Below are 25897 nucleotides of genomic sequence, written 5' to 3' on the forward strand. Positions count from 1 at the left end.
GAGCCGCCCCCGCCGATGCGCCGCAGCAGCCACGCGAGCAGCAGGCCGGTGAGCACGAGGATGACGGCGATGGCGCTGGCCGGTCCCATCTGGTTGCCCATGAACCCGCGCTTGTACATGTCGAGCGCCAGCACCCGCGTCGCGTCGCCTGGACCGCCGGCGGTCATGACGAAGATGAGGTCGAAGAACGTCAGCGACCCGACGACCATCAGCGTCGAGGACGTGATGATCGTGAACTTGAGCTGCGGCAGCGTGATGCTGAAGAACTGCCGGATGCGGCCGGCGCCGTCGAGCTGCGCCGCCTCGTAGAGCGAGACCGGGATCTGCCGGACGCCGCCCTGGTAGATCAGCGTGTGGAACGGGATGAACTGCCAGGACACGACGAACACGACGAGGCTGAACGCGAGCGTCGGCCTGCCGAGCCAGTCCTGGCTGAGGAAATCGAGCCCGAGTCCGGCGCCGAGGCCGAAGTTCGGGTCCAGCAGCGCCTTGTAGGCGATCGCGATCGCCGCGGAGCTGAACAGCAACGGGATGATGTACACCACCGCCAGCACGGCGCGGTAGCGCTGGTGGCCCGCCAGGAACGTGCCGAGCAGGATGCTCAACGGGGTCTGCACAGCCCACGACGCGAGCATCACCAGGAAGGTGATCCAGACGGCGTGCGGCAGCCCGGGATCGGCGAGGACGGCACGCCAACTGTCCAATCCGGACGGTTGGATGGCGCCGATCCCGTCCCACGTCGTGAAGCTCAGCACGAAGACACCGACGAGTGGGACGACGGCGAAGCCGACGAAGAACACCAGCGCCGGCGCGGCCAGCCACGGCAGCACGCCGAGCCGGCCGCGCCGCGTTTGCGGAGTGGCCGTGCTCACTGGCCGATGACCGCGTTGAGGTTGTCGGCGAACTGCTGCGGGGAGATGGACAGCTGGAACAGCTTGACGATGTTGTCCAGGAGTGTCTCGGCCGCGGTCGGGCTGAGTGCCTGGTCCCAGGACTGGGCGAAGACCTTGGCGTTGCTGGCGACGTCGTAGACGAAGGTGACGAAGTCGGCGTTCTTGCTGGCGGCCAGCTCCTTCTGCGTGCCTTCCAGGATCGGGACGCCGCCCGACTCGATCCAGTCCTTCACCTCCTGGTCGTCGAGAACACCGGTGGTGAAGAACTTCTTGGCGACCTCCTTCTGCTCCGCGCTGGCCTTCGAGGAGATGGCGAGGTACTGGCCGGGGTTGCCGACGGCGTCGCTCGGGTCGCCCGTGCCGCCCTCGACCGGCGGGAAGTTCATGTAGCCGAGCGCGCCGCTGGAAACGAAGTCGCCGCCCTGGGCCTGCAGGATGCCGTAGGACCATGAGCCGTGCACCATCATCGCGGCCTTGCCGGTGTAGAGCAGTGCCTGGTCGGCGTTGGAGTCCGCGGTGATCGAGGAGAAGCCCTCGACGAAACCATTGGCTTTGACCAGGTCCTGCAGCTTCGTGAGCGCGTCGATGGCGGCCGGGTTGGACCAGGCGTCCTTCTCACCGTCGAAGGCGGCCTGGAACACCTCGGGGCCGCCGATGCGGTCGAACAGGAACTCCAGCCACATCATGTTCGTCCACCGGGACTGCCCGCCGAGGGAGAACGGCGCGATGTTCCTCTCGTTGAACCTGGGCACCAGGGCCATGATGTCGTCCCACGACTGCGGTGGCTCCACCCCGACGTCGTCGAAGACCTTCTTGTTGTAGTACAGGACGATCGGCTCGACGGTCTCGCACGGCATCGCGTAGATCTTGCCGTCGATGGTCGCCGGGCCGAACGAGGACTGGATCAGCTTGTTCTTCACCTTCGGGTTCTGGTCGAACCACGAGGTGAGGTCGTCGACCTGGCCGGCCTCGACCCAGGTGCGTAACCCGCCACCGCCCCAGCCCCAGATGATCGTGGGCGCCTGCCCGGCGCCGAGGGCGGTCCTGATCTTCGTCTTGTACGGGTCGTTCAGGAACGTCGTCGTGGTGATCTTCGTGTCGGGGTTGGCCTCGTTGAACCGGTCCACCGCGCCCTGGCGGATGCCTTCCTGGGGCGGTCCGGAGAGGAACCAGTACGTCGCGCCGTCGCCGCCGCCCGGCCCGGACGTGCCACAGGCCGAGAGCGCCATCGAGACCGGCACGCTCGCGGCGAGGCCGAGGACGGTACGTCGGGAGATTTGTGTTGCCACGGTGCTGCTCCGTTCTCGAGCCGCAGACTTCGCTGGCTGCCATTTCGAAAACTTTCGAAAACGCGTTGTGTCAGCGTAGGTATCCCGTCGGATTAGTGTCAAGGTCAACGTAGGCTCATTGCCCGAAATACACCGTAAACGTATGCTCGTTGGGCACCGTCGAAATGTTTCGAAACTTTCAGTCCCGCGCGAAGGAGAGGCGATGACGACGGCCGACTGGTCGCCGGGGAAAGAATCGGGCAAGCCGAAACCCGCAGGCGCCGGACGTACGACGTTGGCGGCTGTCGCGCGTATGGCGGGGGTCTCCATCGCGACCGTGTCCAAGGTCGTCAACGGACGCAGTGACGTGGCGCCGCGGACGCGCTCCCGAGTGCAGGAATTGTTGCGGCAGCACGACTACGTCGCGCCCGTCGTCCGCCGCGCCGAGGCAGCGGCCGGCCCGACCATCGAGGTGCAGTTCGCGGGTGATCTCAAGCCGTACGTGGCCGAGGCGCTGGGCGGCGTCGTCGACGCAGCCGCCGAACTGGGCGTCTCCGTGGTGGTCAGCCAACCTGACCGCGGCCCCCGGTGGGCACGGGACCTGGTCGCGATGGGGCGCCGCGCCCTCATCGCGGTCACCAGCGTGTACACCCCCGCGTACCTGGACGCGTTGACCCACGCGGGTCTTCCGCTGGTCGTGCTCGACCCGCTGCACCTGCCGCACACCGACGTCACCAGCGTCGGGTCGACCAACTTCGCCGGCGGCTTCGCGGCGACCCAGCATCTGCTCCTGCTCGGCCACAGCCGCATCGCCTACCTCGGCGGACCCGCTACCGCCGCCGTGAACCAGGCGCGTGTGCACGGCTTCCTCGCCGCGATGGAGGCGGAGAAGGCGCCGGTACCCAACGCCTACGTCCGGCCGGGAGAGTTCGACTACGAGACCGGCGTGCTCGGCGCCGCGGTGTTGCTGGACCTCACGGAGCCACCGACGGCGGTGTTCGCGGGCAACGACGAGATCGCCCTCGGCGTCATCGAGACCGCCCGCACGCGTGGCCTGTGCGTGCCAGGAGATCTGAGTGTGGTCGGCTTCGACGACACGCTCCTGGCGAGGATGGCCTCACCGCCGCTGACCACCGTGCGGCAACCCCTGCGGGAGATGGGCGGTGTCGCCCTGCGCACCGCGCTCCGCATCGCCAACGGCGAGAAACTCGAGTCCCATCACGTCGAGCTTGCCACCGAGCTGGTGGTCCGCACGTCGACCGCGCCGGTCTGACCTCAGTTGCCTGGCAGCACCGGCACCCCCGGGTGTCCGGTGCGCTCGACGAGCCACTCCTGTACCTGTGCCGTGTCCGGGCTCGCGGCGTCACCGATCGCGTGGGGCGCCACACGGCTGAAGTAGTCGGTGACGAGTCCGTCCGACTCGCGCACCAGCATCCCCGCCGCCTCGCCGTCCACGATCCAGGAGCCGAGGACGACATGGTTGCCGTCGAACACCGGCAGCTCGGTGTATTCCTGGTAGACCCAGCCCTCCGTGCCGTACCCGCCGGGCATCTCGATCTCCGGGGCGTCGGCGCGGTGGATGCGAATGTTGTCGCCTTCCCTGCCGTGCAGCGGTTTCGCGACCCACTCGGTCAGCTCACCGGGACTGTCGAAGTACGCCGGGAGCAGAAGTGGATGACCGGGGTTGCGCTCCCACAACGCCGGCAGGATCGCCTTGGTGCTCAGCAGCGCCTTCCAGGCGGGCTCGAACCACCTCACCGGACGAACCTCACTACGGTCGAGCAGCATCCGCCCGAACCGCTCGTCGAGCATGAGCTCCCACGGGTACAGCTTGAAGGCGTTGCGAATCTCGTTGCCCACGCGGTCCACGAACGCCGAGCGATCCCGGTCCCAGCCCACGTCCTCGATCGGCTGTGCGACCGCCCGGAGCCCCGCCTGCACGGCGCAGTCCAGCATGTAGTGGACGGTCATCTCCATCTCGCCGGCGTCATCGGCGTGATCCGGGTGCACGTACAGGAAATGCACCCGGTCGCCGTCGAGCACGCCGGACTCGGCGAGGTCGCGCCACCGTCGCACCAGCCGGTCGTGCACGCTGTTCCACTGGTCGGTGCCGGGCAGGACGTCCTCGACCCAGCGCCACTGGGCGACCCCGCTCTCCACCAGCCCGGTCGGGGTGTCGCCGTTGATCTCCAGCATCCGCACGGGGGTGCCGGTCGCGAGGTCCGCACCCGTTGGGGCGAGGTCGAACCGGGCGTAGACGGCCTGGTCACCGCGCCGGATGGACTCCCGGATGAGCTCCAGCGACCCGGCGGGCAGGCCGAGTCGCTGGTCGGTCGCCGTGGCGGCGAGATACCCGGCGGCGTCCAGGCACATCGCCCACAGTTCCTCGGTCGCCGCCTCCAGCGCTAGCACCTCGGTCATCGAGACCTCGTACCACGCGGACTCGTTCCAGTACGGCACGACCGTGCCGTCCGCCATCGGCGTGTCCGGGAAGACCAGCCCCTGCTCGGTGACGATCCGTTTCCACTCCGGGCGTGGGTCGACGAGGTGCCGTCGCATCAGGCGATGCTCGCGCAGACGATCCCGGCCACCGAGAGCGACGCGGCGGCGGCGAGCATCGCCAGCGGACGCACCGGCCCCGGCGTACACACGATCTCGCGAAGCCGGCCGGGGGTCAGCGCCTCGACGACGAGGAACATCACGATGTTCAGCGCGATGCCGAGGGCACCGAACGCGACTGTCCACAGCAGCGCCGTGCCGAGGTCCGTCTGTCCGTTCGTCCAGATCGCGGTGAACAGCACCAGGGCGTTGGAGATCATCCAGGCCGCGGACACCACCCCGGCGGACTGGGACGGCATCGCGGCGGCGTCATCTCCTCCGGTGTCGGACCCGCCGCGGAGCTGCTTGCCGAGATGGCCCGGGGTGATCAGGTCCAGCACGTAGTAGGCGGCCACCAGCAGCGCTCCGGCGGTGAACGCGTAGACCACGGCGTGCAGCATGGCGTTGAGCAGGTTGTTCATTCTGGCGCTTTCTCGGGATGCGGGTCGGGTGGGCTCAGGACGAGACGTGGCTTCCGCTGCTGCCGAAGCCGCCGTAGTCGGTCGACGAGCTGCCGGAGTCGGACGACGACTGGCCGCCGCGCTGTACCGATCCGGCGGGTTCGTTGGTGCTTCCCCCGGAAACCCGGCTCCCCACGGACGGGATCCGCTGGCCGCTGCCGAGGTAGTACCAGCTGCGGGTGCCGCCGGTGGTGTCGTCGCACTCGTCGTCGTCGACCCGTTGCTGGGTCCTCTCGTCGATGCACACCGCGTTGTAGTCCGGGGACGACGAGCAGCCGCTCAACGCCGCCGCGGCCACCGCCGTCACCCCGATGGCGACGCTCACCGAGCGCATCCGGCGACGCGGAATGTCACCCATGTCAGTTCTCCTCCATCACACGGACCTTGCTGTGCCCAGCCGAGCCGGTCGCGGTCCGTCCATCCCCAGTTCTGACGCGAGACTTTAGCGGCACGACGGCGGCGTCGATGCCGAAATCGCGACACCACCTGCTCCGGGCGTCAGCGGTCGGGTCCGTCGATCTCGGTGGTGACTCGGCGCAGGCCCGTGACGAGGCCGTCGAGCTCGGTGTCGGACAGGATCTCGGTCGCCGCTTCGTTGACCGCGGCCATGAGCGCGCGTCCACGCGCGACTCCTTCGAGGCCCGTGGACGAGAGTTCGTAGAGGACGACCCGGCGGTGGATGGGGTGTCCCCGGCGCTGGACCCAGCCGATCTTCTCCAGACGGGATAGGGCCGCGCCGACACTTTGTGGCGCGATGTGGAAGCCGCGGGACAGGTCCGCCGCAGAGAGAGGTCCGAGTTGGTCGAGGTGCACGGCCAGGCCGGCCTGCGTCGCCGTGACGCCGAGTTCGTCGAGTGCCGTCTGGACGGTGCGATGCACGGCGTTCTGCGCCCGCCAGAGCACGTGTGTGAACGCGTCGTCCCAACTGTCCGCGGGCATGGACCCTCCGATGCACCCTTGATTGACAGACATCTTCTATGTTGACATATGTCTGTCAATCAGTGTGGAAGGGACTGGCGAGGTGAAGGCCGCAACACGGTTCGAGCGGCGACTCCCTGAGTATCCACATAGGATTCCAGGCAACTCCACATTTCTGGGACGACCTTTTGGTGGTCAAACCATGACCAGGAGCTGGCCGCGGCAGCCGGTGGCTCTTGTCGCGGCAGTAACCTCACAGTCCTGAGTGGACATCGATCTTCCTTCGCGTCAAACAAAAGTGAAACGCCGCCATGCGTGCGTTGGGTTGCTGTCGGTTTGCTGTCGATGTCGGCGCTTCGTGCGGCGTGTCGTGCCGGTGGGACGTGTGAACACTAGGGTGACAAACGAAATCACAACTTAACGGAGGCACGGAACCATGAACCGGAAGAACCCGCAGCTCTCCCGGCGCACCGTTCTCGGCGGTGCCGCGCTCGCCGCTGTCGCTGTCACGGCCGGGGCTGGCACGGCGAGCGCCACCGGGGCGGACTGGCCGACGGAATTCCCGTTGCCCAACGGTTTCCTTCCCGAGGGCATCACCATTGGCAGCAAGCCGTTCGCCTACATGGGGTCGCGCGCCAACGGTGCCATCTTCCGCACCGACCTGCGCACCGGCGAAGGCGGTGTCATCCACGAGGGTGCCACCGGCCTGGCGTCCGTCGGGCTGAAGCTGGATCGCGACGGTCTGCTCTACGTCTCCGGTGGGGCCGGGGGCACGGCACGGATCATCAACTCCCGCACCGGCGCGCTCGTCGCCACCCACCAGCTCACGCAGAACGCCGCCCCGTTCATCAACGACGTCATCCTGCTCGACGATCGTGCCTGGTTCACCGACTCGCGTGACGCGGTCCTCTACGGCGTGCCGCGCGGCCGGGCCGGGCAGGTCCGCGCGCTGCCGCTGTCCGGTGACTGGGTGCAGACCCCGAACGTGAACAACGCCAACGGCATCGTGGGCACCCCCGACGGTCGCGCGCTGATCGTCGTCTCGGCCGGCAAGCTCTACCGCGTGAACCTGAAGACCGGCCAGGCCACGGTCATCACATTGGTCGGCGCGGCCGACGTGGTCAACGGGGACGGTCTCGTCCGTATCGGCCGCACGTTGTACGTCGTGCAGAACCGGCTGAACCTCATCAGCGTGTTCAATCTCGATGCGACAGTTACCACCGCGACTCTCCGCCGCACGATCACCGACCCGCGTTTCGACGTCCCCACCACCGCCGCCCGCTTCGGTAACCGGCTCTACCTCGTCAACGCCCGCTTCACCAGCCCTCAGCTGCCCGAAACGACGTTCAACGGCGTCGCTGTACCGCTCTGACCACTCACCAGGAGGTTCGTGTGCCCGCACTTGACCATGCCCGAACCAGGATGATCGCCGCGCTCGGGCTTGTCGGCGTCGGGTTCTCGGTCCTTTTCGTCGGGACGCTGCACGTCGTGGCGACCGACGTGAGCCCGGTCCGGCGGACGATCAGCGAGTACGCACTCGGCGAGCACCGTTGGATGTTCGACACCGGTGTGCTCGGGTTGTGCGTGGGGTCGGTGCTGGTGCTGCTGGCGTTGGTGCGCACGGGACTGCTGTCGTGGCCGTCCCCCGGCGCGGTGGCGCTGGGCGTCTGGTCGGTGGCACTCGTGGTCATCGTGGCGTTCGAGAAGACCAACCGGGCGGTCGGCCCGAGCGTCGGCGGCGTCATCCACCGGTACGCGAGCCTCGTCGCGTTCATGAGCGTGCCGGTCGCCGCGCTCGCCCTCGGCAGGCGTTGGCGCGACGATCGGTTCGCGGCGGCGGCACGGATCCTGGGTACGCTCGCGCTGGTGGTGCTCGGTGCGATCGTGCTCCGCATCGCGCTCCGCAGGATCCCCGGGGTGTCGGAGCTCGTCCCGCTCGGGCTCGCGGAGCGGGTGCTGGCGATCATCGAGGTCGCCACCGTCGCCGTGTTGGCGCTGTGGAGCCTCCGCCCGGTCATCGTGCCCCATCCGGCCGGTGCCCCGGCTCAGGCGGCCGTCACGGCGTGAGCTCGGCGCCGGCCCGCGTGTCCGGGATGGTGTCGACGACCTCGGCCACGATCGCGCGTGCCTCGGGTTTTCAGGGTGTTGGACAGGGTGTGGAACAGCTCTTCCGCGGGTTCGGCCGGCCAGTCGGCTGGCAGGTGCGGGCGAGGTAGCCGTGGGTCGTCGCGGATGGTCTGCAGCCAGTCCGACTCCAGCAGCAGTTCGCGGGCCAGGCTGTCGGGTGCCAGCGCGGCGGCTCGGGCGGGGTCGCTCCAGCGGGCGAGGAACGCCCGGTAGCGAGCGGCCAGCTGGTCGAGGTCCCAGGCCTCGTGGACGATCTCGGCGACCTCGGTCGGCGGCAGCGTACGTGCTTGGAACACCTTCACGTGGCTGTCGGCGCCGAGGCCGTCGAGCAGCGGCGCGACGTCGACAGTGGACGGCGCGATCCACAGCCCGCTCTGCAGGCTGCCGAAACCGGCCCACAGCAGCCGGGACCGCAGTGCGTGTCGTTGGCGTCCCCACGACTCGGGCATCGAGAACCCGAGGAGAGTCCAGGTGCCGTCCCACTGCCGGTTGATCGCACCGGTGTGCCAGATGCGGTTGTCGCCGTCGCGCAGGATCGCACGCGACCGCTCGGTGAGTCCCACGTAGACGTTGCGGCCACGGCGGGTGCGCATCAGCAGTCCTCGGCGTGCCATCCGGCTGAGCGTCGAACGGGTCGCGTGTTCCGTGACGCCGACCCTGCGGAGGACGTCGAGCACGCTCCCGGTGGCCACGTGGATCCCGCGGTCGAGGACGTGCCCGCCGAAGAACGTGAGCAGCAGTGCCTGCGGGCGGGGCGTCTCATCCGCGTCGGTGGTCCAGTCGTGGAGGTTCACCGGGTCGGCCACATCAGTCACGGGTCGAGCATAAGCGCGGACCATGTTGGGCATACGCTTGACCGCCGTTGGAAAAGTGCCTAACTTTGCCCGGGGATTATCTGATCAATGGTGTCCGACTGTGCTGATCGTGTGACGGTAAGGTTCTCTACCGACGCCGGTCCGCATCTGTGTTGGCACGGTACGTGAGTCATTCTGGCGGGCAGAAGCGGAGTTGAGTCGGTAGTCCTCAGTGGATTTCATTAGGGCCACAGTGGACTGTGGTCTGGGCTCGCCGTCGTAACGGGTGTGTTGGTCAACACGACGACTGCTGTTGCACACTCGTTTGAGTCGTGGGAGGAATTCCGATGAGGAAAGTACTAGTCGCCATCACCGCGTCGGCTGCGCTGCTGGTTGGCAACGTCTTGGCCGCGCCAGGTGCGTCCGCCACCGTTCATGAGATCGTCGCGCAGTGGTGCTCCGGCCAGGAGCCGCTTGCCCCGGAGGGGCTGAGTCGCGACGGAACCAAGAACTTCGCCATGCCACTGTTCGCCGGTGCCGTGCTCACCATCCACCCGTTCGCGGACGGCCTTTTGATCGATTTCGACTTCGACCGGCCGCAGACGAAGATCGTCCCAACCGGAGAGATCATCCAAGTCGACACGCTGCCCGACGGCACTCCGCTCTACCTTGAGGCCTTCACGTTGGACCCGAACTTCCCGGCCTTCGCCAACTGCCCAGCGCTCGCCGACCTGTAGCACACGGCGCGCACCAGCTGGTTTGGGCGCGCGAGAGCCGGCGTCCAACAGTCGGACAGCGGTAGGGGCCGCTCCATAGTCCAATAAGGACTATGGCGAGAATCGTGAAACAAACTCTGTTACAGGTGAGGGAAACTGGATGTTCCCCGGTGTAACAGTCGCGCGTGGACAGTCGATAAGGTAGATGTTCGGTTCGCCCGCGCAAGGGCGAGCCGGACTGAGTCGGGCGGCGGTCACCGTGTGCCCCCAGCCGGTTGCGTCTGCACTCCCGCACGCGGGCGCTTCACGGTCGCGCGGTGATCCCGCCTGTCCCCGGTTCAGCCCGTGGTTCCGTGACCATGGAACGGTCACCAAGAGTAGTCACGCGGAGCCGATGATCTTTACATCGCGGGCGAAAGCTCGGCCCGGCGCCGACCGGCGCCGGGCCGAGGTGCTGCTAGGTCAGCCGAAGTTCACGTCGCTGCACCACATGTAGGCCTGGTCGAGGTGCGAGGCCTGCCAGATCGTGAAGACGATGTGATGTCCCCTGTAGCCAGAGGTCTGGACGTTGAAGGTGATGTCCTTCGCCGGCGGGTACCTGCCGGTCTGCGTGATGAAGTCCAGGTTTCCCCATCCGAGGCGCTGGGTGGCGGGGTTGAACCCGTTCTTGCTGACGTAGACCCGCAGGAAGTCAGCGCCGTGGCTGGCTTGGTCGTACAGGTGCATCGTGAAGTTGTTGCTGATGTTGGTGGTCTTCCACTGTCCCGGGTTGTTCAGGGAGTTGTTGCGTGCGAGACCGTTGCTGCACAGCTGTCCGTCGGGGGTTCTCGCCTGGTAGTTTCCGCCGAGACCGTCCCGCAGTGCGCTCATCCAGTTCCACATGGTGTCGGGATTGGCCTGGAAGGCCTGCCAGCACATGGGATCTTGTTGCTGCATGGCAGGGTTCGTGTGGTTGTTGCCCCACGCCTGCCAGCAGTGATAGGCGCGGGAAGCGGGATCGACGATGGTGCCGTGGGCCGAGGCCGTCGGTGTCCAGACAGCCAGGCAGGCCAGCACGCCGACGACCACGGCGAGGATGCGGCGCGGTCTGGCAACAGACCTCGAAGCAGGGCGCATGACGAGGCCTCCAATCTCCGGTGATCGAATAGTTACCGAACTGGGAGCGCTCCCATATCGCACCAAGCTTAAGCCACGAACGGTGTGAATATCAACGAACCGTGGGTAATAGTCGTGGACTGTTACCCACGGGCCCTCACGTCCGCGACCACAGGAACTCGTTGCCGGTGCCACAGGCGCGTTGCTCCAGGAGCGCACCGTCCGATGTGGACGCTCCGGCCACGGTGAGGCACTTGCCGCTGTGCCGTGCCCTGATCGTGAAGTAGCTGCCGGAGGCGACAAGCTGGAACTGCTGGTTCGTCCCGTCCCCGCAGCGGTACTGGATGACACCCGCACCGTCAGCGGTGGACCTGCCGGTCACGTCGAGGCACTTTCCGCTGTTCAGGCTCTCGATGCGGACGTGGCCCCCGCCCGCGTCGACGAACCGCCACTGCTGCCACGGCCCACCGTTCCACGCCCACTGCCCGACCCGGGCGCTGTCGGACGTGTTGGGCATCTGCACGTCGACGACCTTCCCACTGCCGCGGTTGGTGATGCGCTGGTAGGTCACCACCGGTTCGCCGGACGGCACGGTGAGCGTGGTGCCCGCCGCCACCGGCACACCCAGGTTCGGTGTCCCGTCGGCGTTCCACGTGAACTTCTGGATGCGGGTCGTCCGGGTGTCGCCGCAGCCCTGGGACGCCGAGGTGTTGGCGTGGTGGACGATCCAGGACTCGGTGCCGTCGGGTGAGGTGAAGAAGCCGTTGTGGCCTGGGCCGTACACGCCGCCTGCGTCGCTCCGCTGGAAGATCGGTTGAGGGGCCTTGGTCCACGCGGACACGGACAGCGGGTTGCCTCCGTTGTAGCTCAGCAGGCCCAGCTTGTAGTCGGGACCCTGGCAGGCGCTGGCCGAGTAGACGATGAACGTCCTCCCGTTGTGCTGCAAAGCGACCGGTCCCTCGTTCATCGGGGTGCCTTGTCTCTCCCACGCGAGGGTCGGCGCGGAGATCGCGGTTCGCTGGCCGCTGATCGTCCACGGGTTGCTCATGGCCGCGATGTAGATGTGGGGGTCGCTGTCCCGCCACAGCTGGGTCGGCACGCCGGACCAGATGTAGTACAGCTGGCCGGAGATCGTGACCACGCTGCCGTCGATGCCCCAGCCGCTGTACACCATGCCCTTGTAGGTGTACGGGCCGGTTGGGTCGAGCCCGGCGCTCTCGGCGACGTGCACCCGCTGGGCCTCGATGTCCCCGGTCCCGGCCGAGTAGTAGATGTACCAGCGGCCGTTGATCAGGTGGAACTCGGGCGCCCACACCCAGCAGCAGCGGCCCGCCGGGAAGTCGTTGAACACCGGCACCGGCGCGGCCTGCTTCAACGCGGCGATCGTCGGCGCCTTGCGCATCGTCAACGGGCCGTTCCACGGCGTCGTCATGAGGTAGTAGTTGCCGTTGTAGTAGGTCATGTACGGGTCGGGACCCGTGCTGTTCAACGGGTTGGTGAACGTGGCGGCCTGCGCGTGCGCGGGGACCGCGCAGACCACTGTCACGAACACCAGGAGAGCGGCGCACAGCGCCCCGAACCTCATGACGTCAACCGGAACGTGGCGTCGGCCCGTTCGGCCGCGGTGGCGACGGGATCGAGCCGGAGGAGGTAGCTGTAGTGCCTGATGTACCGGTCGGGGAAGTTGTAGGACTGGAAGGAGCTCCACGACGAGTCGGCCAACCCCGCGACACGGCGGAATGTGGCGTCCGCGGTGAAGGTGGCCCCGCCGTCGTTGGCGGCCAGTACGAAGTCGTTGTTCTGGTGTCGCAGGTAGTAGCCGGGGAAGTTGACCGACTGGAACGAGATGGTGCCCGAGCCGGCGAGGCCGGGAACGAGTCGGAACTGCGCGTCAGCGGCCGGGCTGACGTTCGGGTCGATACGCACGTCGAAGTTGGCGTGCCGGACGTAGCGATCCTGGAAGTTGTACGACTGCAGGCGGTTGGCCGCCGTGCTCGGCCAGCGCGCGAGCACGCGGCTCTCCTCGGCGGCGGTCAGGTTGAGGATCGAGCCATGGCGCTTGCGGGTGCCGCCCAGGTTGTAGGCGGTGGTCCGCGTGAAGTTCTGGGTGCTGCCCAGGTTCGTCGACGTCAGCGGCATGTAGCCGCGGCCGGTGGCGTACTGGTCCAGCCACAGGGTCCACTGGTCGCGGTCGTTGAACCTCGTCCACATCGGACCTTCGACGTCGCTGCCGGTGAGGCCCATGTGGGACAGGTCGCCGAGCCTGGTCCAGGAGCCGAGGACCGAGTTGGCCGCCTCGATGGTGAGCTGACCGTCGCCGGACGCCCGGTAGTACCGCCACCCGCCGACACTGTTCGGCACCTCGATGATCTGGGTGTCGATGATGCCCTGGCTGCCGGCGCGGTTGATGTAGATCTGCGGGGCGGTGACGGAACGGAAATCGGTGGTCCGGGAGTACCAGATGCGGTGTTTCCGGACGCCGTTCACGGTCGAGTTCGTTGCCCAGTAGAGGATGTACTGGCTGCTGGCTGGGTCGTAGATGGCCTCGGGTGCCCATGCGTTGCCCGCTGTGGAGATGCCGGCCGCCACGGAGAGGAGCCGTGGGGCCGACCAGTTCACCAGGTCGGTGCTCTCCCACACGACCAGCGAGGTGCTGCCGCGGTTCGCGGCGTTGTCCCAGGACGTGCCGCTGCCGATCCGCAAGTCGGTCGCGACGATCCAGTACCGGTCACCGGCCGGTGACCGGACGATGGCGGGGTCGCGGACGCCGCGGGTGCCGACCGTGGAGACCAGCGCCGGCGAGCCGTTGTTCAGGTCTGTCCAATGTAGACCGTCGTCGCTGTGGGCGACGTAGATCTGCTCGCCGGTCGCCGACTCGCCGGTGAAGTGTGCCATGAGGTACCCGGTGAAGGGCCCGACAGCGGCCTGTGCCGGCACGACGATGAAGGTGGCGAGGACCAGGCAGAGCACCGCCACTATTCGCGGAGCTTGCGGAGCGAACATCGGACGCGGTCGGGACATCGGCGTCTCCTTCACAGGGTGGGCACGACTGGGCGGATCGTGCCGTCCGCGTTGAACTCCATCCGGTCGATGGCGACCTCGCGGTTGGTGCCGTTGCCGGCTGGCACGGCGAAGCGGTGGTAGGCGATGTACCAGGTGTCGGTACCCGGTGCGCGAACCACGGAGTGGTGGCCGGGGCCCTTGATGCCGAGGTCGAGCCGCTTCTGCAGGACGACGCCGTGCTTGGTCCACGGCCCGAGCGGCGACGGCCCGGTGGCGTACGCGACGCGGTAGTCCTCGCTGCGGGTGTCGTTCTCCGACCACATGAAGTAGTAGGTACCGTTACGCTTCAGGACGAACGACGCCTCGTTGTACTCGGGTGGCGTGATGACGCGGACCCGGGCGGGGTCGAACGACACCATGTCGGCGTTCAGCGGCACGACCCTGGCCACGCCCTGTCCCCAGTACAGATAGGACTGCTCGTCGTCGTCGGTGAACACCATCGGGTCGATCATCTGACCGGAGAACTGGCCGTTGCGGATCAGTGGCCGGCCCAGCGCGTCGCGGAACGGTCCGGTGGGGGAGTCGGCCACCGCGACTCCGATGTGCTTGCCGGTGTCACCGCTCGCGAGGCCGCCGCTGAAGTACAGGTAGTAACGGCCGTTCTTCGCCACGACGGCCGGTGCCCACGCTGAGTTGTCCGCCCAGGACACGTCCGGCCCGTGGTCGAGGATCACACCGTGGTCGGTCCAGTTCACGAGGTCGGGGGAGGAGAACGCCTTGTAGTAGGTGCCGCTCCAGCCCGCGAACCCGTCGGTGGTCGGGTAGAGGTAGTAGCGGCCGTTGAAGGTCGTGATGTGAGGGTCGGCGAACAGCCCGGGGATGACCGGTCCCTTGGTCGTCTTGGGTGCCCATGGCGCCGTGAGCCGGAACGAGCTGTCGGCACGGAAGACCGCGGCGTCGGCGTAGGTGTCCAGCCACAGCCCGAAGTCGCGGTGCCGGATCCGTCGGTTCGGGTAGTTGTAGGAGACGAACGACACCGATCCGGCGACGGAGCCGTCGACCGCGCAGAACGTGGCGTCCGCACGGAAGGTCGGGTCGCCGGTGTTGGTGTCGATACGCAGTCGCCAGTCCCGGTGCCGCAGGAACCGCCCGTCCTTGGTCTGCAACGAGTAGCAGGACGGCGAGGCCAGGCCGTTCACGACGGTGAAGGTCGCGTCCAGCTTGGTCTGCGCGGCACTGCTCGCCGTCACGGGGTCGAGGCGGCCGAGGGAGTCCTGGTGCCGCACGTACGAGCCCGGATAGTTGACCGACTCGAGGGACCGGGCTCCGGTCGGCAGTGTCGCCGCGGCCGCCGGGACAGTCAGCAACACCGTCAGGAGACCGGACAACGTGAGCACAGCCAGGACACGCATCACAAGGCTCCCTTGCCTTCAGATGAACCGCCACAGGTGGTCGTTCGTGCCGTTGTCGTCCCACAGCACGATCTGCGCGCCCCGCGCGGTGGAGGCGCCGTTGACACCGAGGACCCGTCCGCCGCTCGCGGTTTGGATCCGGAAGTAGCCGTCTCTGCCGTAGCGCAGGCGCCAGCGGTGGTCCGCCGTGCCGTTGTCGGCCCACTGCACGACTCTGCCGCCGTTCGCGGTGTTCTCGGCGCCGAGGACCTTGCCGCTGTGGGCGTTGCGCAGCCGGACGTAACCGCCTGCGTCGATCACCGTGCTCCAGAGGTGGTCGGCGGTGCCGTTGTCGTCCCACTGGACAACCAGCCCACCATCCGATGTGGACATGTCCTGCACGCCGAGGACGAGGCCGCTGTTGAGGTTCTGGACGCGCGGTGAGCCGGTGGGCGCGAACCACCACCGGTTGTCCGCGGTCCCGTCGTCGGCGTCCTGCACGGCCTGGGCACCCGCGGCGGTCGACCCGGCCTGGATGCCCAACACCTTGCCGCTGTTCACGTTGCGAATCGTGTGGGTGCCGTCACCGGCGTCGGTGACCGTCCACCGGTGGTCGGCGGTGCCGTTGTCGGCCCACTGCAGGACACGGGCGCCGTCGGCGGTCGACATGGTCTCGACGCCGAGCACCTTGCCGCTGTTGCGGTTCCGCAGCCGTACCGCGGTGCCGTCCGCGACGATCTCCCAGTCGTGGTCCGCGGTTCCGGTGTCACCCCACTGCAGCGCGAGTCCGCCGTCCGATGTGGACATGTCACGGATGCCGAGCACGAGTCCGCTGGCGGCGTTGAACAACCGGTAGCCTGAGCCGGATCCCGAGGTTCGCCAGTAGATCGTGTAGTTGTGCCCGTGTGCGTCGTAGAAGGGGATCAGGTTGACGTTGGCTCCGTTGGCGGACGCGGTGAAGGCCAGCGCGGTGGCGCTGGTGCGGGTGACCGAGGCGGCGTTCAGGTTCGGGAGGGTGTTGAAGGCGGTGTTGCCGAAGTTGCCGGAGAGGACCACCGGACCGTAGGTGATCGCGTTGACGCCCGCGTCGTCGTTGGCGGCACGCATGATCACCCGCATGGGCAGGCGGACGGTGACCTGGTCGCCGGACGTCCACGCGCGGCTGATGGTGGCGTAGCTGCCGGGTGTCGTGGTGATGTTCTGCGCCACGCCGTTGACGCTGACCGTCGCGCCGCTGGTCCACGCCGGGATGCGCACGCGCATGGACCACGTTCCGCTGACGTTGCCGGTGACGGTGAGCGTCGTGGTGTCGCTCGCCGGGTAGCTCGTGGTCTGGGTGACGGTGATGCCGCGCTGCGACCAGTTGAGGACCGACGGCATGAACAGGTTCACGGTCAGCATGGTGCCCGAAGTGCCATTGTGGAAGTAGATGGAGTCCATCAGCTTGGTGTTGGTCTCCACGCCCGTGCCCTGGCAACACCAGAACGTGCCGTAGTCGGTGCTGTAGCTGCCCCCGCCGACCGCGGGTCCGGTCTGGCCGCGCCGGCCGCCGGGGTTGAGCGCGGTGAAGTAGACGACGTGGCCGTGGCTGTCGGCGGGGTTCTGCTGGCCGATCAGGTGGTTGAGCAGCGCCCGCTCGTAGTAGTCGAAGTACGCCGCCTGATCGGGGCTCAGCAGCCACAGCTCTCTGGTCAGCTTCAGCATGTTGTAGGTGTTGCACGCCTCGGCCGCGTCGCTGGCCAGGTAGGCGGCGATGGCGTGGGGTGCGCGGAAGTGCTCGGCCTGGCTGTTGCCGCCGATCACGTAGGTGTGCGCGTCGACGGTGGCACGCCACGCGTTGGTGGCGATGTCGCGGTAGCGGGTGGTGCCGCTCGCCTTGAACTCCCTGGCGGCACCCACCCACTTGGGGACCTGGGTGTTGGCGTGCAGGCCGTTCAGCTGGTCCTGGTTCGCCGCGAGGGGGTCGAAGACGGCGGCGTGGTCGAACCGCTGCGCGACGGTGAGCCACCGGGTGTCGCCGGTCTGCTGGCACAGGTCGGTCAGCACGGCGTTCATGCCACCGAACTCGGTGCGCAGCGTGGTCTGCATCTGGTTGTACGTCAGCCGGCCGGTGCGCCAGTCCACCCAGCCCGCGAACCGCAGCAACACGTCCCGCGCCTGCGTGTTGCCGATGTAGCGCCACACGTCCAGCAGACCGGCGAGGGTCTTGTGGAGGCAGTAGTACGGCACGCCCTTGCGTGCGCCGGTCTCCACGGTGTTCAGGTCGGACTCCGGGAAGCCGGACAGATAGCCGGCGTTGAATCCAGCAACCGGGTTGTTCGCCTGGCACTTGGCCAGCTCGGCCACCATGTAGTTGGCCTTGTCCCGGCAGGTGGTGTCACCCAGGACCGCCCATGCCTGCGCCCATGCGGTCAGGAAGTGTCCCTGGCTGTGGCTGCGGAACTCGAAGTTGGGTGCCTCCCACCCACCGCAGGCCGCCGCGCCAGCAGTGGACAGCCGGTGGTTCGCGCGGAAGTTGTAGAGCAGCCGGTCGACGTCGACGAACCGCAGGTACGCCAGCGTGCGGTTCTGGTTGTCCAGCCAGCGACTGGCGGTCAGACGGACCTGGCCGAGTTCGAACGGGAAGGCCGAGACCCCGATGTCGGGACGGACCGGCGCCAGCTCGGCTCGAGCAGTGGCGGTGCCGGCGGCGGTGGCAACGGCTGCCACACCAGCGGCCTGGAGCAGCCGACGGCGGCTCAGACGGGAGGGCTGCATGAGAACGCTCCAGGATCGTCGTTGGCTGGCGCGCATGCCGGCCCGGGGTGACGGTGGTTCGCACCGTCACCCCGGGGGCAGTCATGGGGTTAACCTGAGATGTGACCGCTAACAGGACGTGAAGCAGGGGGTGGACATCCTGGATGCCGCCGAAGTGGCAACCGGCGTCATGTTTGTGTGTTAACGCTAACAGACGCTGGGTTACGCATTCAAGCCCCAGTTCTCGGCCTGGTGAACGCCAGTCCGTGCACGGCGAGAACCGCGAACACGGCGAAGAAGGCCCCGCCGACGATGTCGGTGAGGTAGTGGTATCCGAGCCCGACCATCCCGATCGAGACACCGATGAGCAGCACCGCGCCGACGACGACGATGATCGTCCGCGCGTGCCCGTTGGCCAGCACGAACACCACGGCGAGCGTCGCGACCATGCTGACGGTGTGCCCGCTGGGGTAGACGAGCGTGTCGCCCTTCCACCGGTCGAACAGCGGTTTGAGCAGCCACGTGTTCGCCGCGACGGCGGTCGCGGGCCCGAGCACGACGAACAACGCGTCCCACGGCCGCGACGCGTACAGGCACCAGGCGGCCAGCAACGCGAGGAACGGCACGAGCACGTGTGGCTCCGTGGGCAGCACCAACGCGCCCAGCACCCCGTGCGGCCACCCGGCGACCGCGGACCGCGCGGCGGCGTCGACCCCGTTGGCTGTGTGATCGCCCGCGACAACCAGCCCGAGCGCGACGACGAGCAGCGCGCAGACGGCGGCGAGAATCGTCGGCGGCCGGACAGGCATGGTCGACCCTAACGGCCGTGCGCGATCCTGAGATCGGTCGGTCGTGATCGAATGGCTGGAGGCAGCGTGAGCGCACGAGTCGTCATCACCGGAGGCGCGGGCTTTCTGGGCTCCCTGTTGGCGCGCCGGCTGCTGGCGTCACCGATCGGCCTGGGTGGGGGGAGAGCCGAGCGGGTCGGGGAGCTGGTGCTGGTCGACCTCGTGTCGCCGCCGTCCGACCTCGTCTCGGCCGAACCGGTCCGGCCGGTCGTCGGCGAACTGGAGTCCGTGCTCGCCGAGGTGGGGGACGTGGACGCGGTGTTCCACCTGGCCGGGGTGGTCAGCGGCGCGGCGGAGGCGGACTTCGACCTCGGCATGCGCACCAACGTGGACGGCACCCGAGCGGTGCTGGAGTACGCGCGACGCCATCGCGTGCCTCCGGTGCTGGTGTTCTCCAGCTCGCTGGCGGTGTTCGGCAGCGACCCGGCACTCGGCTCGCTCGGCCTGGTGGACGACGACACCCTGCCGCGCCCGCAGACCAGTTACGGCATCCAGAAGTTCATCGGCGAGCAGCTGGTCGCCGACTACACCCGCAGGGGTTTCGTCCGCGGCCGCTCGGTGCGGCTGATGACGGTGTCCGTGCGGCCGGGCAAACCCAACGCGGCGGCGTCCGGGTTCCTGTCCGGGATCATCCGGGAACCGATCGCCGGGCAGCGGGCGGTGTGCCCGGTGCCGCCCGACACACCCGTCGCGCTGTCCTCGCCCCGCGCGACCCTGGCCGGGATCGTGCTCGCCGCCGAGGTCGACGACCTGACGTGGGGGAGCACGACCGCCATGAACCTGCCCGGGCTGACCACCACGCCCAGGGAGATGGCGGCCGCTCTCGACCGAGTCGTGGGCGCGGGCACGAGCGAGCTGATCGACTGGACGGACGATCCCGCCATCAGCGGCATGGTGCGCACGTGGCCCGCCGAGGTCCGGGCCGATCGTGCGGAACGGCTGGGCCTGACGTCCGAACGCACCTTCGACGACATCGTGCGCGCCTACCTCACCGACCACGCGGGAGCGACAGCATGACCACGTCGCCGGGGTCAGAGTGGCCAGTCGCCGGTTTCTGACCTGTTGAGCAGGGCGTCCGCCGGCATCCTCGGCAGCGAGTACAAAAGCCCCTACGGCGCCGCCAAGTCCGGCCTGATCGGCTTCACCCGCGTCCTCGCCATCGAGGGCGCCGAACACAACATCATGGTCAACGCGATCGCCCCGGTCGCCGCCACCCGCATGCTCGCCGTGAACATGGCACAGGCCGAGGAGGAACGACAGCTCGACCCCGCCGCTCTGGCCATGATGCACGCCGTCGCCAGCAAGCTGGACCCGGCACTCGTCTCGCCGGTGGTCGCCTTCCTGGCCCACGAGGACTGCCCGGTCACCGGCGAGATCTACACCGCCGGCGCCGGCCAGGTCGCCCGGTTCTTCACCGCCAGAACCAAGGGCTACCACCACCCCGCACTGTCCATCGAGGACATACGAGACCACCTCGCCGAGATCCGCGACGAAACCGGATACACCACACCCGGTCACTCCGGCGAGGAGATCGCCCAGCTCCTCCAAGCCATCGCGGTCGCGGACACACGATGAACCTCGACATCTACCACCCCGATCTCCGCGGTATCGCCAGATGGATCCCGCGGAGCCCGGTCAGTGCGCGGCGACTTCGTCTGATGAGGACGTTCGACCGGCTGCGCGAACCACGCCGTGCCAAGGACGTCACGGTCGAGGCGGTCGGCCCGATCTCGGTACGCACATACAGGTCCGCTGCGACCGTGCCGTCGCCCGCACTGCTGTGGATCCACGGCGGCGGCTACGTGATAGGCACAGCAGCCCTCGACGACGCCCTGTGCCGCCACTTCGCTCACGAACTGGGCATCGTCGTCGCCTCCGTCGACTATCGCCTCGCGCCGGAACACCCGTTCCCCACCCCGCTGCACGACTGCTATCGCGCACTCACCTGGCTCGCCGAGCGCCCGGACGTCGACGCGACCCGTATCGCGATCGGCGGAGCGAGCGCGGGCGCGGGGCTCGCCGCGGCGCTGGCCCTGCTCGCCCGCGAGCGCGAGGAGATACGGCCGGCCTTCCAGTTGCTGGCCTATCCCATGCTGGACGACCGCACCACGACACGCACCGACATCGACGAGACCCACATCCGCGGCTGGAACAAGACCGCCAACCGCTACGGCTGGCAGTCCTATCTGAACGCCGTTCCCGGATCGGCCGGCATCAGCCCGCTCGCCGCACCGGCACGGTGTGTCGACCTGTCCGGACTGCCACTGGCCTGGATGGGCGTCGGCAAGCTGGACCTGTTCTACGACGAAGACATCGCCTACGCCAACCGCCTCACAGCGGCGGGCGTCGCCTGCGAACAACTGGTGATCGACGGTGCCTTCCACGGCTTCGACCTCGCCCGCCCTGGCGCCGGGGTCTCCCGGGAGTTCCGTGCTGCGCAGACGAAGGCCCTCGCGGCAGCCCTGGCCTACTGACCTGTCTCGTCCCGGTCGTCGGCGAAGACGATGTCCTCCAAGAACTCCACGGTGAGCAGTCCTTCGTCGCTTCGCAGGTTCGCGCCGAAGGCATTGCTCATGTTCTTACGGGTGGCCCACAGAACCAGGTATTTTCCGGAGGACTGCAGAGTCTGGATCACTCCTTGGAAGTCGCCGTCGCCGGTCCCGATGACGTACGCACCCAGGTCCAGTTCTCGCAGCGCGCGGTGGATGTGCTCTCGGAGGACGTGATCGGAAGCACCCGGCTTGGTGTTGTCGGCGATATCCGGTTGGTAGCCGGCGGACTTGTACGCCATCTGATCGTGTTGCAGGTCGCCAGCGTGCCAGTTGGCGACTGCCCACTTGATGGTTGGTTTGCCGTGACGCTTGGCGGCGCTCAGCAGGCGCCGGCCCAGTTCGTCGCCTTCGAGGCGTCTTTCCAGGCGGATGCGCTCCTCGCGGGGTCGGCTCGCGAGTGACTCGACGAGGGAACGCTTGATGTTCTCCACGTCGAGAAAGATCCCGAGGGGTTGGGTGGCCTGTTCCGCGGAGGTGTCGACGCGTGATTCGCTGACCTCCCTGGCGAGCAGGCTCTGGAGATACTTCTCGAGAAAACCGCCGCGTACCCGCCACCGGCCGTCGGCGGAGTCGCCGCCGTCATAGCTGAGCAACTCGAGGCTGGCCATCGTGTCGACGTAGATTCCTGGGGACTGGATGCCAGAGCGCGCGCAGGCCTGGAACAGCTCGTCGGTCGTGACACCCCGCCGGGGGCTTGGTTGGTGCTTGAGCACGAGATAGGCGACCTGCCGGTGCGACGCGGTGACCAGACCCTCGTTCTCGTTCCACCACAGATCGCTGATGTTCGCGTCGGCGAGCGCGAGTTCGGCGCCGCGTTCGATGTCGCCCGGTGTCACGGTGCGTCGCTGGTCGCGGTTCAGCGCGGTCACCGCGTGCGCCGCGAGCACCTGGGTGACCCACGGATGTCCCTCGGTCAGGTCCCACAACACGTCGAGGGCCTCGGGGAGCCAGGTGACACCGTCGGGCTGGAGCGGCACGGTCGCGATCCGGTTCATCGCCGGCCGGTCGACGAAGGAGACGTTGTAGGGCTGCATGTTCCCCCACAGCCGGTTCTCGAACCTGCGTTTCATCACGTCGAACGACTCCGAGCCGGTACAGATGAAGAGCAGATCGCTCTGTTGCTGCGCGTGCTCGCGGAGCTGGGACAACAGGCCGTCGCTCAGCCGCTGGTCGTGGGCGGCGATCCGTTGTACGACTTCCTGGAGTTCGTCGAGGCAGAGCAGGATCTTGCGACCGGTGTCCCGCTGGAGTCGGCGGAGCACGTCCTCGAACACCGTCCACGGGGTGTCCAGTTCGAAGTCCGCGGCGGTGGGGAGCGGAACGGTGTGCTCGCCGAACTCGGGATGCCGGCCGAGCTCGATGTTGATCTTCTTCACCAGGACCCGCACCAGTTGCATGTCGCTCAGGCCGGCATCCATGTCGAACGTGACGATCAACGGCAGCACCTCAGGTCCACACGCTCGGCCGAGGTGCCTCATCAGGCTGGACTTGCCCACGCGCCGGATGCCGTTGACGAAGTAGAGCCGTCTCAACCGGTTTCCGGCGAACGCCTCCTTGAGCTCCTCGAGCTCGCGTTCCCTGCCGTGGAAGAGGTCGACGCGGTCGGGCGACACCGGCGCGTTGATCACGAACCGCTCGGTCACGGGGACGGGAGGCTCGGCCGGACCGGTGGGTACCTCCGCGCGGGCGTGGACCGCCCGCCCGATGCCGGCCGAGCGGTAGGCGACATGACACCGGATGCCGCAACGCGCGTTGGCGGGTATCCCGGTGAGCATGACCCTGAAGTCGACGACGGTCTTCGATTCGGCGGCGATGACCCCGAGGTTGATCTCCGCGACGTCGACCACCAACTCGTTGGTTTCCGAGATCACGGTGAGCTTCGCGTCCAGCGCCGGCTCGCTCGCCGGGTTGGACAGACGGACGGCGAGCCGGGTCGTCAGGTGCTGCCCGGCAGCCGGCTCGGCGAGGGACATTCGCAGCGCGTCCGGCATGGTGATGGTGAGATCGGGTACACCGTGAAACCGTGCCTGGACGTGCCGTATCACGTTCAACGTGGCCCGCGTCAGCCCTCGCACCTCCACCGGCACGGTGTTCAACCCCGCGATGAGCACGCCTTCCGCCTCGCGCATCCCGGCGTTGACGACCGGGATGCGTTCGGCGGCCGCCCCCTGTTCGAGCTCCATGGTCATGGCCAGCACGTCCCGAATCGAGGCTTCGACGCCATCGGGCGCGCTTCTGCCGAGGACACCGGCAGCCCGCAGGAGATCAGCGACATCCGCGGCGTGCTCCACCAACTGCTCGCTGGTCGAGACACGGTCGAACAAAGGCGTGAGCCGGTCGACGACCAACTGGGCCGCACCGGCGTCCATGGTCACCTCCGGCCGCTGGCCGGCCGGCGTCCGTCGCGTCTGGTCAGTGCCGTTGCCGCCGGGCGACGCCTGCGCGGGCGCGAGCCTGCGTTCCCAGGCCGCGACCGCGTCCCGAGTCATGGCGGTCGCCTCCCAGTGCTTCCGCAACGTCCGGAGGGCGTCCTGCTGGAACTCGTGGCGCTGGCCCCACTCGAGCACCCTCACCAAGGGCCGGGTCGCTATGTTCGGTTGGTTCCTCCTGGTGGCGGACTTGATCGTGCTGTCCAGGCTCTTGAGCCGAGCCTGCCACGAGGCCCCATAGTCATGCGTGAACTCGTACAGCGAAGCGAGGCACTCCCAGTTCTTGTAGCTGTACCGCTCCCGAGGAGCGTTCAGCCGCTGACGGAACCATTCGATGCCCGCGTCGGCGAGTTGGAGCCGTTTGAAATCCTCCACGAGCTGGTCGAGTCGGCGCATGTCGCGGATCTCCTCGGCAGGGTGAGGGAACTCCTTGTCGGGAGCGCGAAGAACCGCGGCCACCCTGCGCAGGTGTTCTGGTGCGACGGTGGCGACGCCGGCATCCCTGGCAGACCGCGCGCTGTGCAAGGCGGACAGCAGGTGGGCCTCGTAGTGCCGGCACCGTTGGTAGAGGGAGGGGAGTACGTCGTCTCGTTGCTGGGTACTCGCCCAGAGCAGCGCCAGGTCGAGCGAGCCGGCAGGGTGGTTCTCGAGGTCGAGTATCGGAAGAAGCTCGTCGAGTGCGCGGTCCCGAAACGCCGGTACCCGGCTGCACGCCACAGCCAGGTTCCAGTGCGCCACCGCGTGGAACTTGGGATTGAAGTTCTCGGACTTCACGACATCGGCGAAGATCTCCCTGATGTCGTGGATGTCCGCGGCCCGGCCGAGGACCGCCAGTGCGTAGCCATGCCACATGCGGGCCTGGAGGTTTGTGTTGTTTCGGCTGTAGTCGAGAGTCCGGAAAGCGTCGAGCGCCGACTTGTTGCCACGTTCGAGCTCACTTTTGGCACTCAGCCACTTCGGGTCCGTCATTCCCTGTTTGATATTGACCTTCCCGCCCGGCGGCAACCAGGCAGGGGTTTCGTCGAGCCGGAGTTCGAGGTTCTTCACGAGCGCGCTTTCGACCTCGGTGAGCGCTTCGATGAGTGGACCGGCCTCACCGGTTTCCACTGCCGCTTCTATTCGCTCCAGCGACTGGGTCCCCAGGAGTTCTCCCAGCGTCTGAGGCAGTTCGTACTCCTGCTCCGCGAACTTGAGAGCATGCGGCGCGACGTGGCGAGCCGCGTCCCGCCACCGTGCCTGGATGTCACGCATTCGTTGCGGCAGCGACAGACCGAGGACGGCTGTGATGTTGTTCCTGATCAGCTTCCGCTCGAACTCCGGCTCGTTCTCGTGTGCCTGTCGCAGGCCTTCCAGCTCATGAAGCATCTGTTCGTGGAGGTTGATCCGCCACTGCATCCGCCCCTCGCTGCCGACGCCAGCGGACTCGACCATCTCCTCGACCTTGACGAGGGTCGAGTCGATGGAGACGTCCCCGTCGGCAGCGGTGATCTCGTTGAGCCCGGCCCGGATGAGGACGAGACAGGCCGTTCGCAACGCCGCCCGCTGTTGTTTCGTCGCCGTCGGCGCACTGCTCGATCTGGCCAACTCGAACGCCGCGTGCAGGAAGGGCAGCCCGTCCTCGGCGCGCCCGTTGTCGAGACGAGCCTCGCCGATCAGCAGGAGGGCATCGACGAACGTCGACAGTTGAACGGACTCCTGCGCCTCGGCAAAGCTCATCGCACCCAGTTGAGCGATCGCCGTCCGTGTGGACTCCCGCTGACTTTCCGGAAACTTGTCGATCTCCCTTTCCGTGTCGACCAGAACTGTCCTCAGTAGATCTTCGATCTTGTTTTCGTCAAACCTGAGCCAAGCGGTCATGGCTGAAGATCCTTCACCGTCAATAATGGGCGAGTTGTCGCCAGAAGCTGAGATTTCACACGATTGACAATGGTGTCGTCGCGGACTTCGCTGTGTTACAGCCGACCGAGCACAAGCCGCAGCCGTTCGCTGCCGGTATCTGGTGGATCATGCGGCGAGCGTCGCAGAGGCGGCCGCCCCGAAATCTCTCAAATGATGGCAAGCCGAGAGG

General features: G+C 67.5%; 21 protein-coding genes. 7 read left to right on the forward strand and 14 right to left on the reverse strand.

Annotation, left to right across the window (positions count from 1 at the left end):
• On the reverse strand, nucleotides 1-872 hold an 872-nt coding region (locus VF106_RS33460; protein ID WP_330843919.1), incomplete at its 3' end, for a carbohydrate ABC transporter permease.
• Nucleotides 869-2182, reverse strand: coding sequence for an extracellular solute-binding protein (locus VF106_RS33465; protein ID WP_330843920.1), 1314 nt, complete (start codon nucleotides 2180-2182; stop codon nucleotides 869-871). The genes VF106_RS33465 and VF106_RS33460, both read right to left, overlap by 4 nt.
• A gap of 202 nt (nucleotides 2183-2384) precedes the next feature.
• On the opposite strand from VF106_RS33465, the gene VF106_RS33470 reads away from it, so the two are divergent.
• Complete coding sequence (locus VF106_RS33470) at nucleotides 2385-3434, forward strand: LacI family DNA-binding transcriptional regulator (RefSeq protein WP_330843921.1); 1050 nt, start codon at nucleotides 2385-2387, stop codon at nucleotides 3432-3434.
• A gap of 2 nt (nucleotides 3435-3436) precedes the next feature.
• On the opposite strand, the gene VF106_RS33475 is transcribed toward VF106_RS33470, so the two are convergent.
• The 4 genes from VF106_RS33475 to VF106_RS33490 all read right to left on the reverse strand — a co-directional run bounded on the left by VF106_RS33475 (nucleotide 3437) and on the right by VF106_RS33490 (nucleotide 6159).
• Nucleotides 3437-4720, reverse strand: coding sequence for a glutathionylspermidine synthase family protein (locus VF106_RS33475; protein ID WP_330843922.1), 1284 nt, complete (start codon nucleotides 4718-4720; stop codon nucleotides 3437-3439).
• A complete protein-coding gene (locus tag VF106_RS33480; RefSeq protein ID WP_330843923.1) occupies nucleotides 4720-5181 on the reverse strand; it encodes a DUF350 domain-containing protein in 462 nt (153 codons plus the stop codon). The genes VF106_RS33475 and VF106_RS33480 overlap by 1 nt, the downstream gene beginning before the upstream one ends.
• Nucleotides 5182-5215: 34 nt before the next feature.
• Complete coding sequence (locus VF106_RS33485; protein ID WP_330843924.1) at nucleotides 5216-5578, reverse strand: hypothetical protein; 363 nt, start codon at nucleotides 5576-5578, stop codon at nucleotides 5216-5218.
• Between the two features lie 140 nt (nucleotides 5579-5718).
• Nucleotides 5719-6159, reverse strand: a complete 441-nt coding sequence (locus VF106_RS33490) for a MarR family winged helix-turn-helix transcriptional regulator (RefSeq protein ID WP_330843925.1) — start codon at nucleotides 6157-6159, stop codon at nucleotides 5719-5721.
• 415 nt (nucleotides 6160-6574) lie between these two features.
• On the opposite strand from VF106_RS33490, the gene VF106_RS33495 reads away from it, so the two are divergent.
• Together VF106_RS33495 and VF106_RS33500 are read left to right on the forward strand one after the other, a co-directional pair.
• Nucleotides 6575-7510, forward strand: coding sequence for an SMP-30/gluconolactonase/LRE family protein (locus VF106_RS33495; RefSeq protein WP_330843926.1), 936 nt, complete (start codon nucleotides 6575-6577; stop codon nucleotides 7508-7510).
• Between the two features lie 20 nt (nucleotides 7511-7530).
• A complete protein-coding gene (locus VF106_RS33500; RefSeq protein ID WP_330843927.1) occupies nucleotides 7531-8205 on the forward strand; it encodes a DUF998 domain-containing protein in 675 nt (224 codons plus the stop codon).
• Here the strand turns inward: VF106_RS33500 and VF106_RS33505 are convergent.
• The gene (locus tag VF106_RS33505; protein WP_330843928.1) at nucleotides 8184-9080 is read right to left on the reverse strand and encodes a PaaX family transcriptional regulator; all 897 of its coding nucleotides are present in this window, start codon (nucleotides 9078-9080) and stop codon (nucleotides 8184-8186) included. The genes VF106_RS33500 and VF106_RS33505 overlap by 22 nt on opposite strands.
• A 326-nt stretch (nucleotides 9081-9406) precedes the next feature.
• Between VF106_RS33505 and VF106_RS33510 the strand changes: the two genes are divergently transcribed.
• Complete coding sequence (locus VF106_RS33510; RefSeq protein ID WP_330843929.1) at nucleotides 9407-9796, forward strand: hypothetical protein; 390 nt, start codon at nucleotides 9407-9409, stop codon at nucleotides 9794-9796.
• Nucleotides 9797-10237: 441 nt separating this feature from the next.
• Here VF106_RS33510 and VF106_RS33515 read toward each other — a convergent pair whose 3' ends face one another.
• From VF106_RS33515 to VF106_RS33540, 6 genes are all read right to left on the reverse strand, one after another.
• Nucleotides 10238-10891 (reverse strand): lytic polysaccharide monooxygenase auxiliary activity family 9 protein, encoded by a 654-nt coding sequence (locus VF106_RS33515; RefSeq protein WP_330843930.1) that lies wholly within the window; start codon nucleotides 10889-10891, stop codon nucleotides 10238-10240.
• Between the two features lie 136 nt (nucleotides 10892-11027).
• The gene (locus VF106_RS33520; protein ID WP_330843931.1) at nucleotides 11028-12455 is read right to left on the reverse strand and encodes a family 43 glycosylhydrolase; all 1428 of its coding nucleotides are present in this window, start codon (nucleotides 12453-12455) and stop codon (nucleotides 11028-11030) included.
• Nucleotides 12452-13891 (reverse strand): glycoside hydrolase family 43 protein, encoded by a 1440-nt coding sequence (locus VF106_RS33525; protein WP_330843932.1) that lies wholly within the window; start codon nucleotides 13889-13891, stop codon nucleotides 12452-12454. Before VF106_RS33525 ends, VF106_RS33520 begins: the two co-directional genes overlap by 4 nt.
• An 11-nt stretch (nucleotides 13892-13902) precedes the next feature.
• Complete coding sequence (locus tag VF106_RS33530) at nucleotides 13903-15285, reverse strand: family 43 glycosylhydrolase (protein WP_330843933.1); 1383 nt, start codon at nucleotides 15283-15285, stop codon at nucleotides 13903-13905.
• A gap of 18 nt (nucleotides 15286-15303) precedes the next feature.
• On the reverse strand, nucleotides 15304-18021 hold the full coding sequence (locus VF106_RS33535; RefSeq protein ID WP_330843934.1) for a beta-L-arabinofuranosidase domain-containing protein: 2718 nt from the start codon (nucleotides 18019-18021) through the stop codon (nucleotides 15304-15306).
• Between the two features lie 209 nt (nucleotides 18022-18230).
• Nucleotides 18231-18809 (reverse strand): phosphatase PAP2 family protein, encoded by a 579-nt coding sequence (locus VF106_RS33540; RefSeq protein ID WP_330843935.1) that lies wholly within the window; start codon nucleotides 18807-18809, stop codon nucleotides 18231-18233.
• 66 nt (nucleotides 18810-18875) lie between these two features.
• Between VF106_RS33540 and denD the strand changes: the two genes are divergently transcribed.
• From denD to VF106_RS33555, 3 genes are read left to right on the forward strand one after another with little or no spacing between them, the layout of a single operon-like run.
• Nucleotides 18876-19865, forward strand: coding sequence for a D-erythronate dehydrogenase (gene denD / locus VF106_RS33545; RefSeq protein ID WP_330843936.1), 990 nt, complete (start codon nucleotides 18876-18878; stop codon nucleotides 19863-19865).
• Nucleotides 19866-19910: 45 nt separating this feature from the next.
• Nucleotides 19911-20423 carry an SDR family oxidoreductase gene (locus VF106_RS33550; RefSeq protein WP_330843937.1) on the forward strand — a complete coding sequence of 171 codons (513 nt, stop codon included), beginning with the start codon at nucleotides 19911-19913 and terminating at the stop codon, nucleotides 20421-20423.
• Nucleotides 20420-21322 carry an alpha/beta hydrolase gene (locus VF106_RS33555; RefSeq protein ID WP_330843938.1) on the forward strand — a complete coding sequence of 301 codons (903 nt, stop codon included), beginning with the start codon at nucleotides 20420-20422 and terminating at the stop codon, nucleotides 21320-21322. Before VF106_RS33550 ends, VF106_RS33555 begins: the two co-directional genes overlap by 4 nt.
• Here the strand turns inward: VF106_RS33555 and VF106_RS33560 are convergent.
• The gene (locus tag VF106_RS33560; protein WP_330843939.1) at nucleotides 21316-25545 is read right to left on the reverse strand and encodes an NYN domain-containing protein; all 4230 of its coding nucleotides are present in this window, start codon (nucleotides 25543-25545) and stop codon (nucleotides 21316-21318) included. The two genes, VF106_RS33555 and VF106_RS33560, sit on opposite strands and share 7 nt — an antisense overlap.
• Nucleotides 25546-25897: the final 352 nt, after the last annotated feature.

The sequence above is a fragment of the Actinophytocola sp. genome (genome assembly GCF_036378875.1).
In the GTDB taxonomy this organism is placed as follows: domain Bacteria; phylum Actinomycetota; class Actinomycetes; order Mycobacteriales; family Pseudonocardiaceae; genus Actinophytocola.

Coding starts and splice junctions, on each gene's coding strand:
- VF106_RS33470 (WP_330843921.1), top strand. CDS start 2,385: ATGACGACGGCCGACTGGTCGCCGGGGAAAGAATCGGGCAAGCCGAAA.
- VF106_RS33515 (WP_330843930.1), bottom strand. CDS start 10,891: ATGCGCCCTGCTTCGAGGTCTGTTGCCAGACCGCGCCGCATCCTCGCC.
- VF106_RS33525 (WP_330843932.1), bottom strand. CDS start 13,891: ATGTCCCGACCGCGTCCGATGTTCGCTCCGCAAGCTCCGCGAATAGTG.
- VF106_RS33530 (WP_330843933.1), bottom strand. CDS start 15,285: ATGCGTGTCCTGGCTGTGCTCACGTTGTCCGGTCTCCTGACGGTGTTG.
- VF106_RS33485 (WP_330843924.1), bottom strand. CDS start 5,578: ATGGGTGACATTCCGCGTCGCCGGATGCGCTCGGTGAGCGTCGCCATC.
- VF106_RS33480 (WP_330843923.1), bottom strand. CDS start 5,181: ATGAACAACCTGCTCAACGCCATGCTGCACGCCGTGGTCTACGCGTTC.
- VF106_RS33495 (WP_330843926.1), top strand. CDS start 6,575: ATGAACCGGAAGAACCCGCAGCTCTCCCGGCGCACCGTTCTCGGCGGT.
- VF106_RS33490 (WP_330843925.1), bottom strand. CDS start 6,159: ATGCCCGCGGACAGTTGGGACGACGCGTTCACACACGTGCTCTGGCGG.
- VF106_RS33535 (WP_330843934.1), bottom strand. CDS start 18,021: ATGCAGCCCTCCCGTCTGAGCCGCCGTCGGCTGCTCCAGGCCGCTGGT.
- VF106_RS33540 (WP_330843935.1), bottom strand. CDS start 18,809: ATGCCTGTCCGGCCGCCGACGATTCTCGCCGCCGTCTGCGCGCTGCTC.
- VF106_RS33475 (WP_330843922.1), bottom strand. CDS start 4,720: ATGCGACGGCACCTCGTCGACCCACGCCCGGAGTGGAAACGGATCGTC.
- VF106_RS33560 (WP_330843939.1), bottom strand. CDS start 25,545: ATGAGCTTTGCCGAGGCGCAGGAGTCCGTTCAACTGTCGACGTTCGTC.
- VF106_RS33510 (WP_330843929.1), top strand. CDS start 9,407: ATGAGGAAAGTACTAGTCGCCATCACCGCGTCGGCTGCGCTGCTGGTT.
- VF106_RS33520 (WP_330843931.1), bottom strand. CDS start 12,455: ATGAGGTTCGGGGCGCTGTGCGCCGCTCTCCTGGTGTTCGTGACAGTG.
- VF106_RS33555 (WP_330843938.1), top strand. CDS start 20,420: ATGAACCTCGACATCTACCACCCCGATCTCCGCGGTATCGCCAGATGG.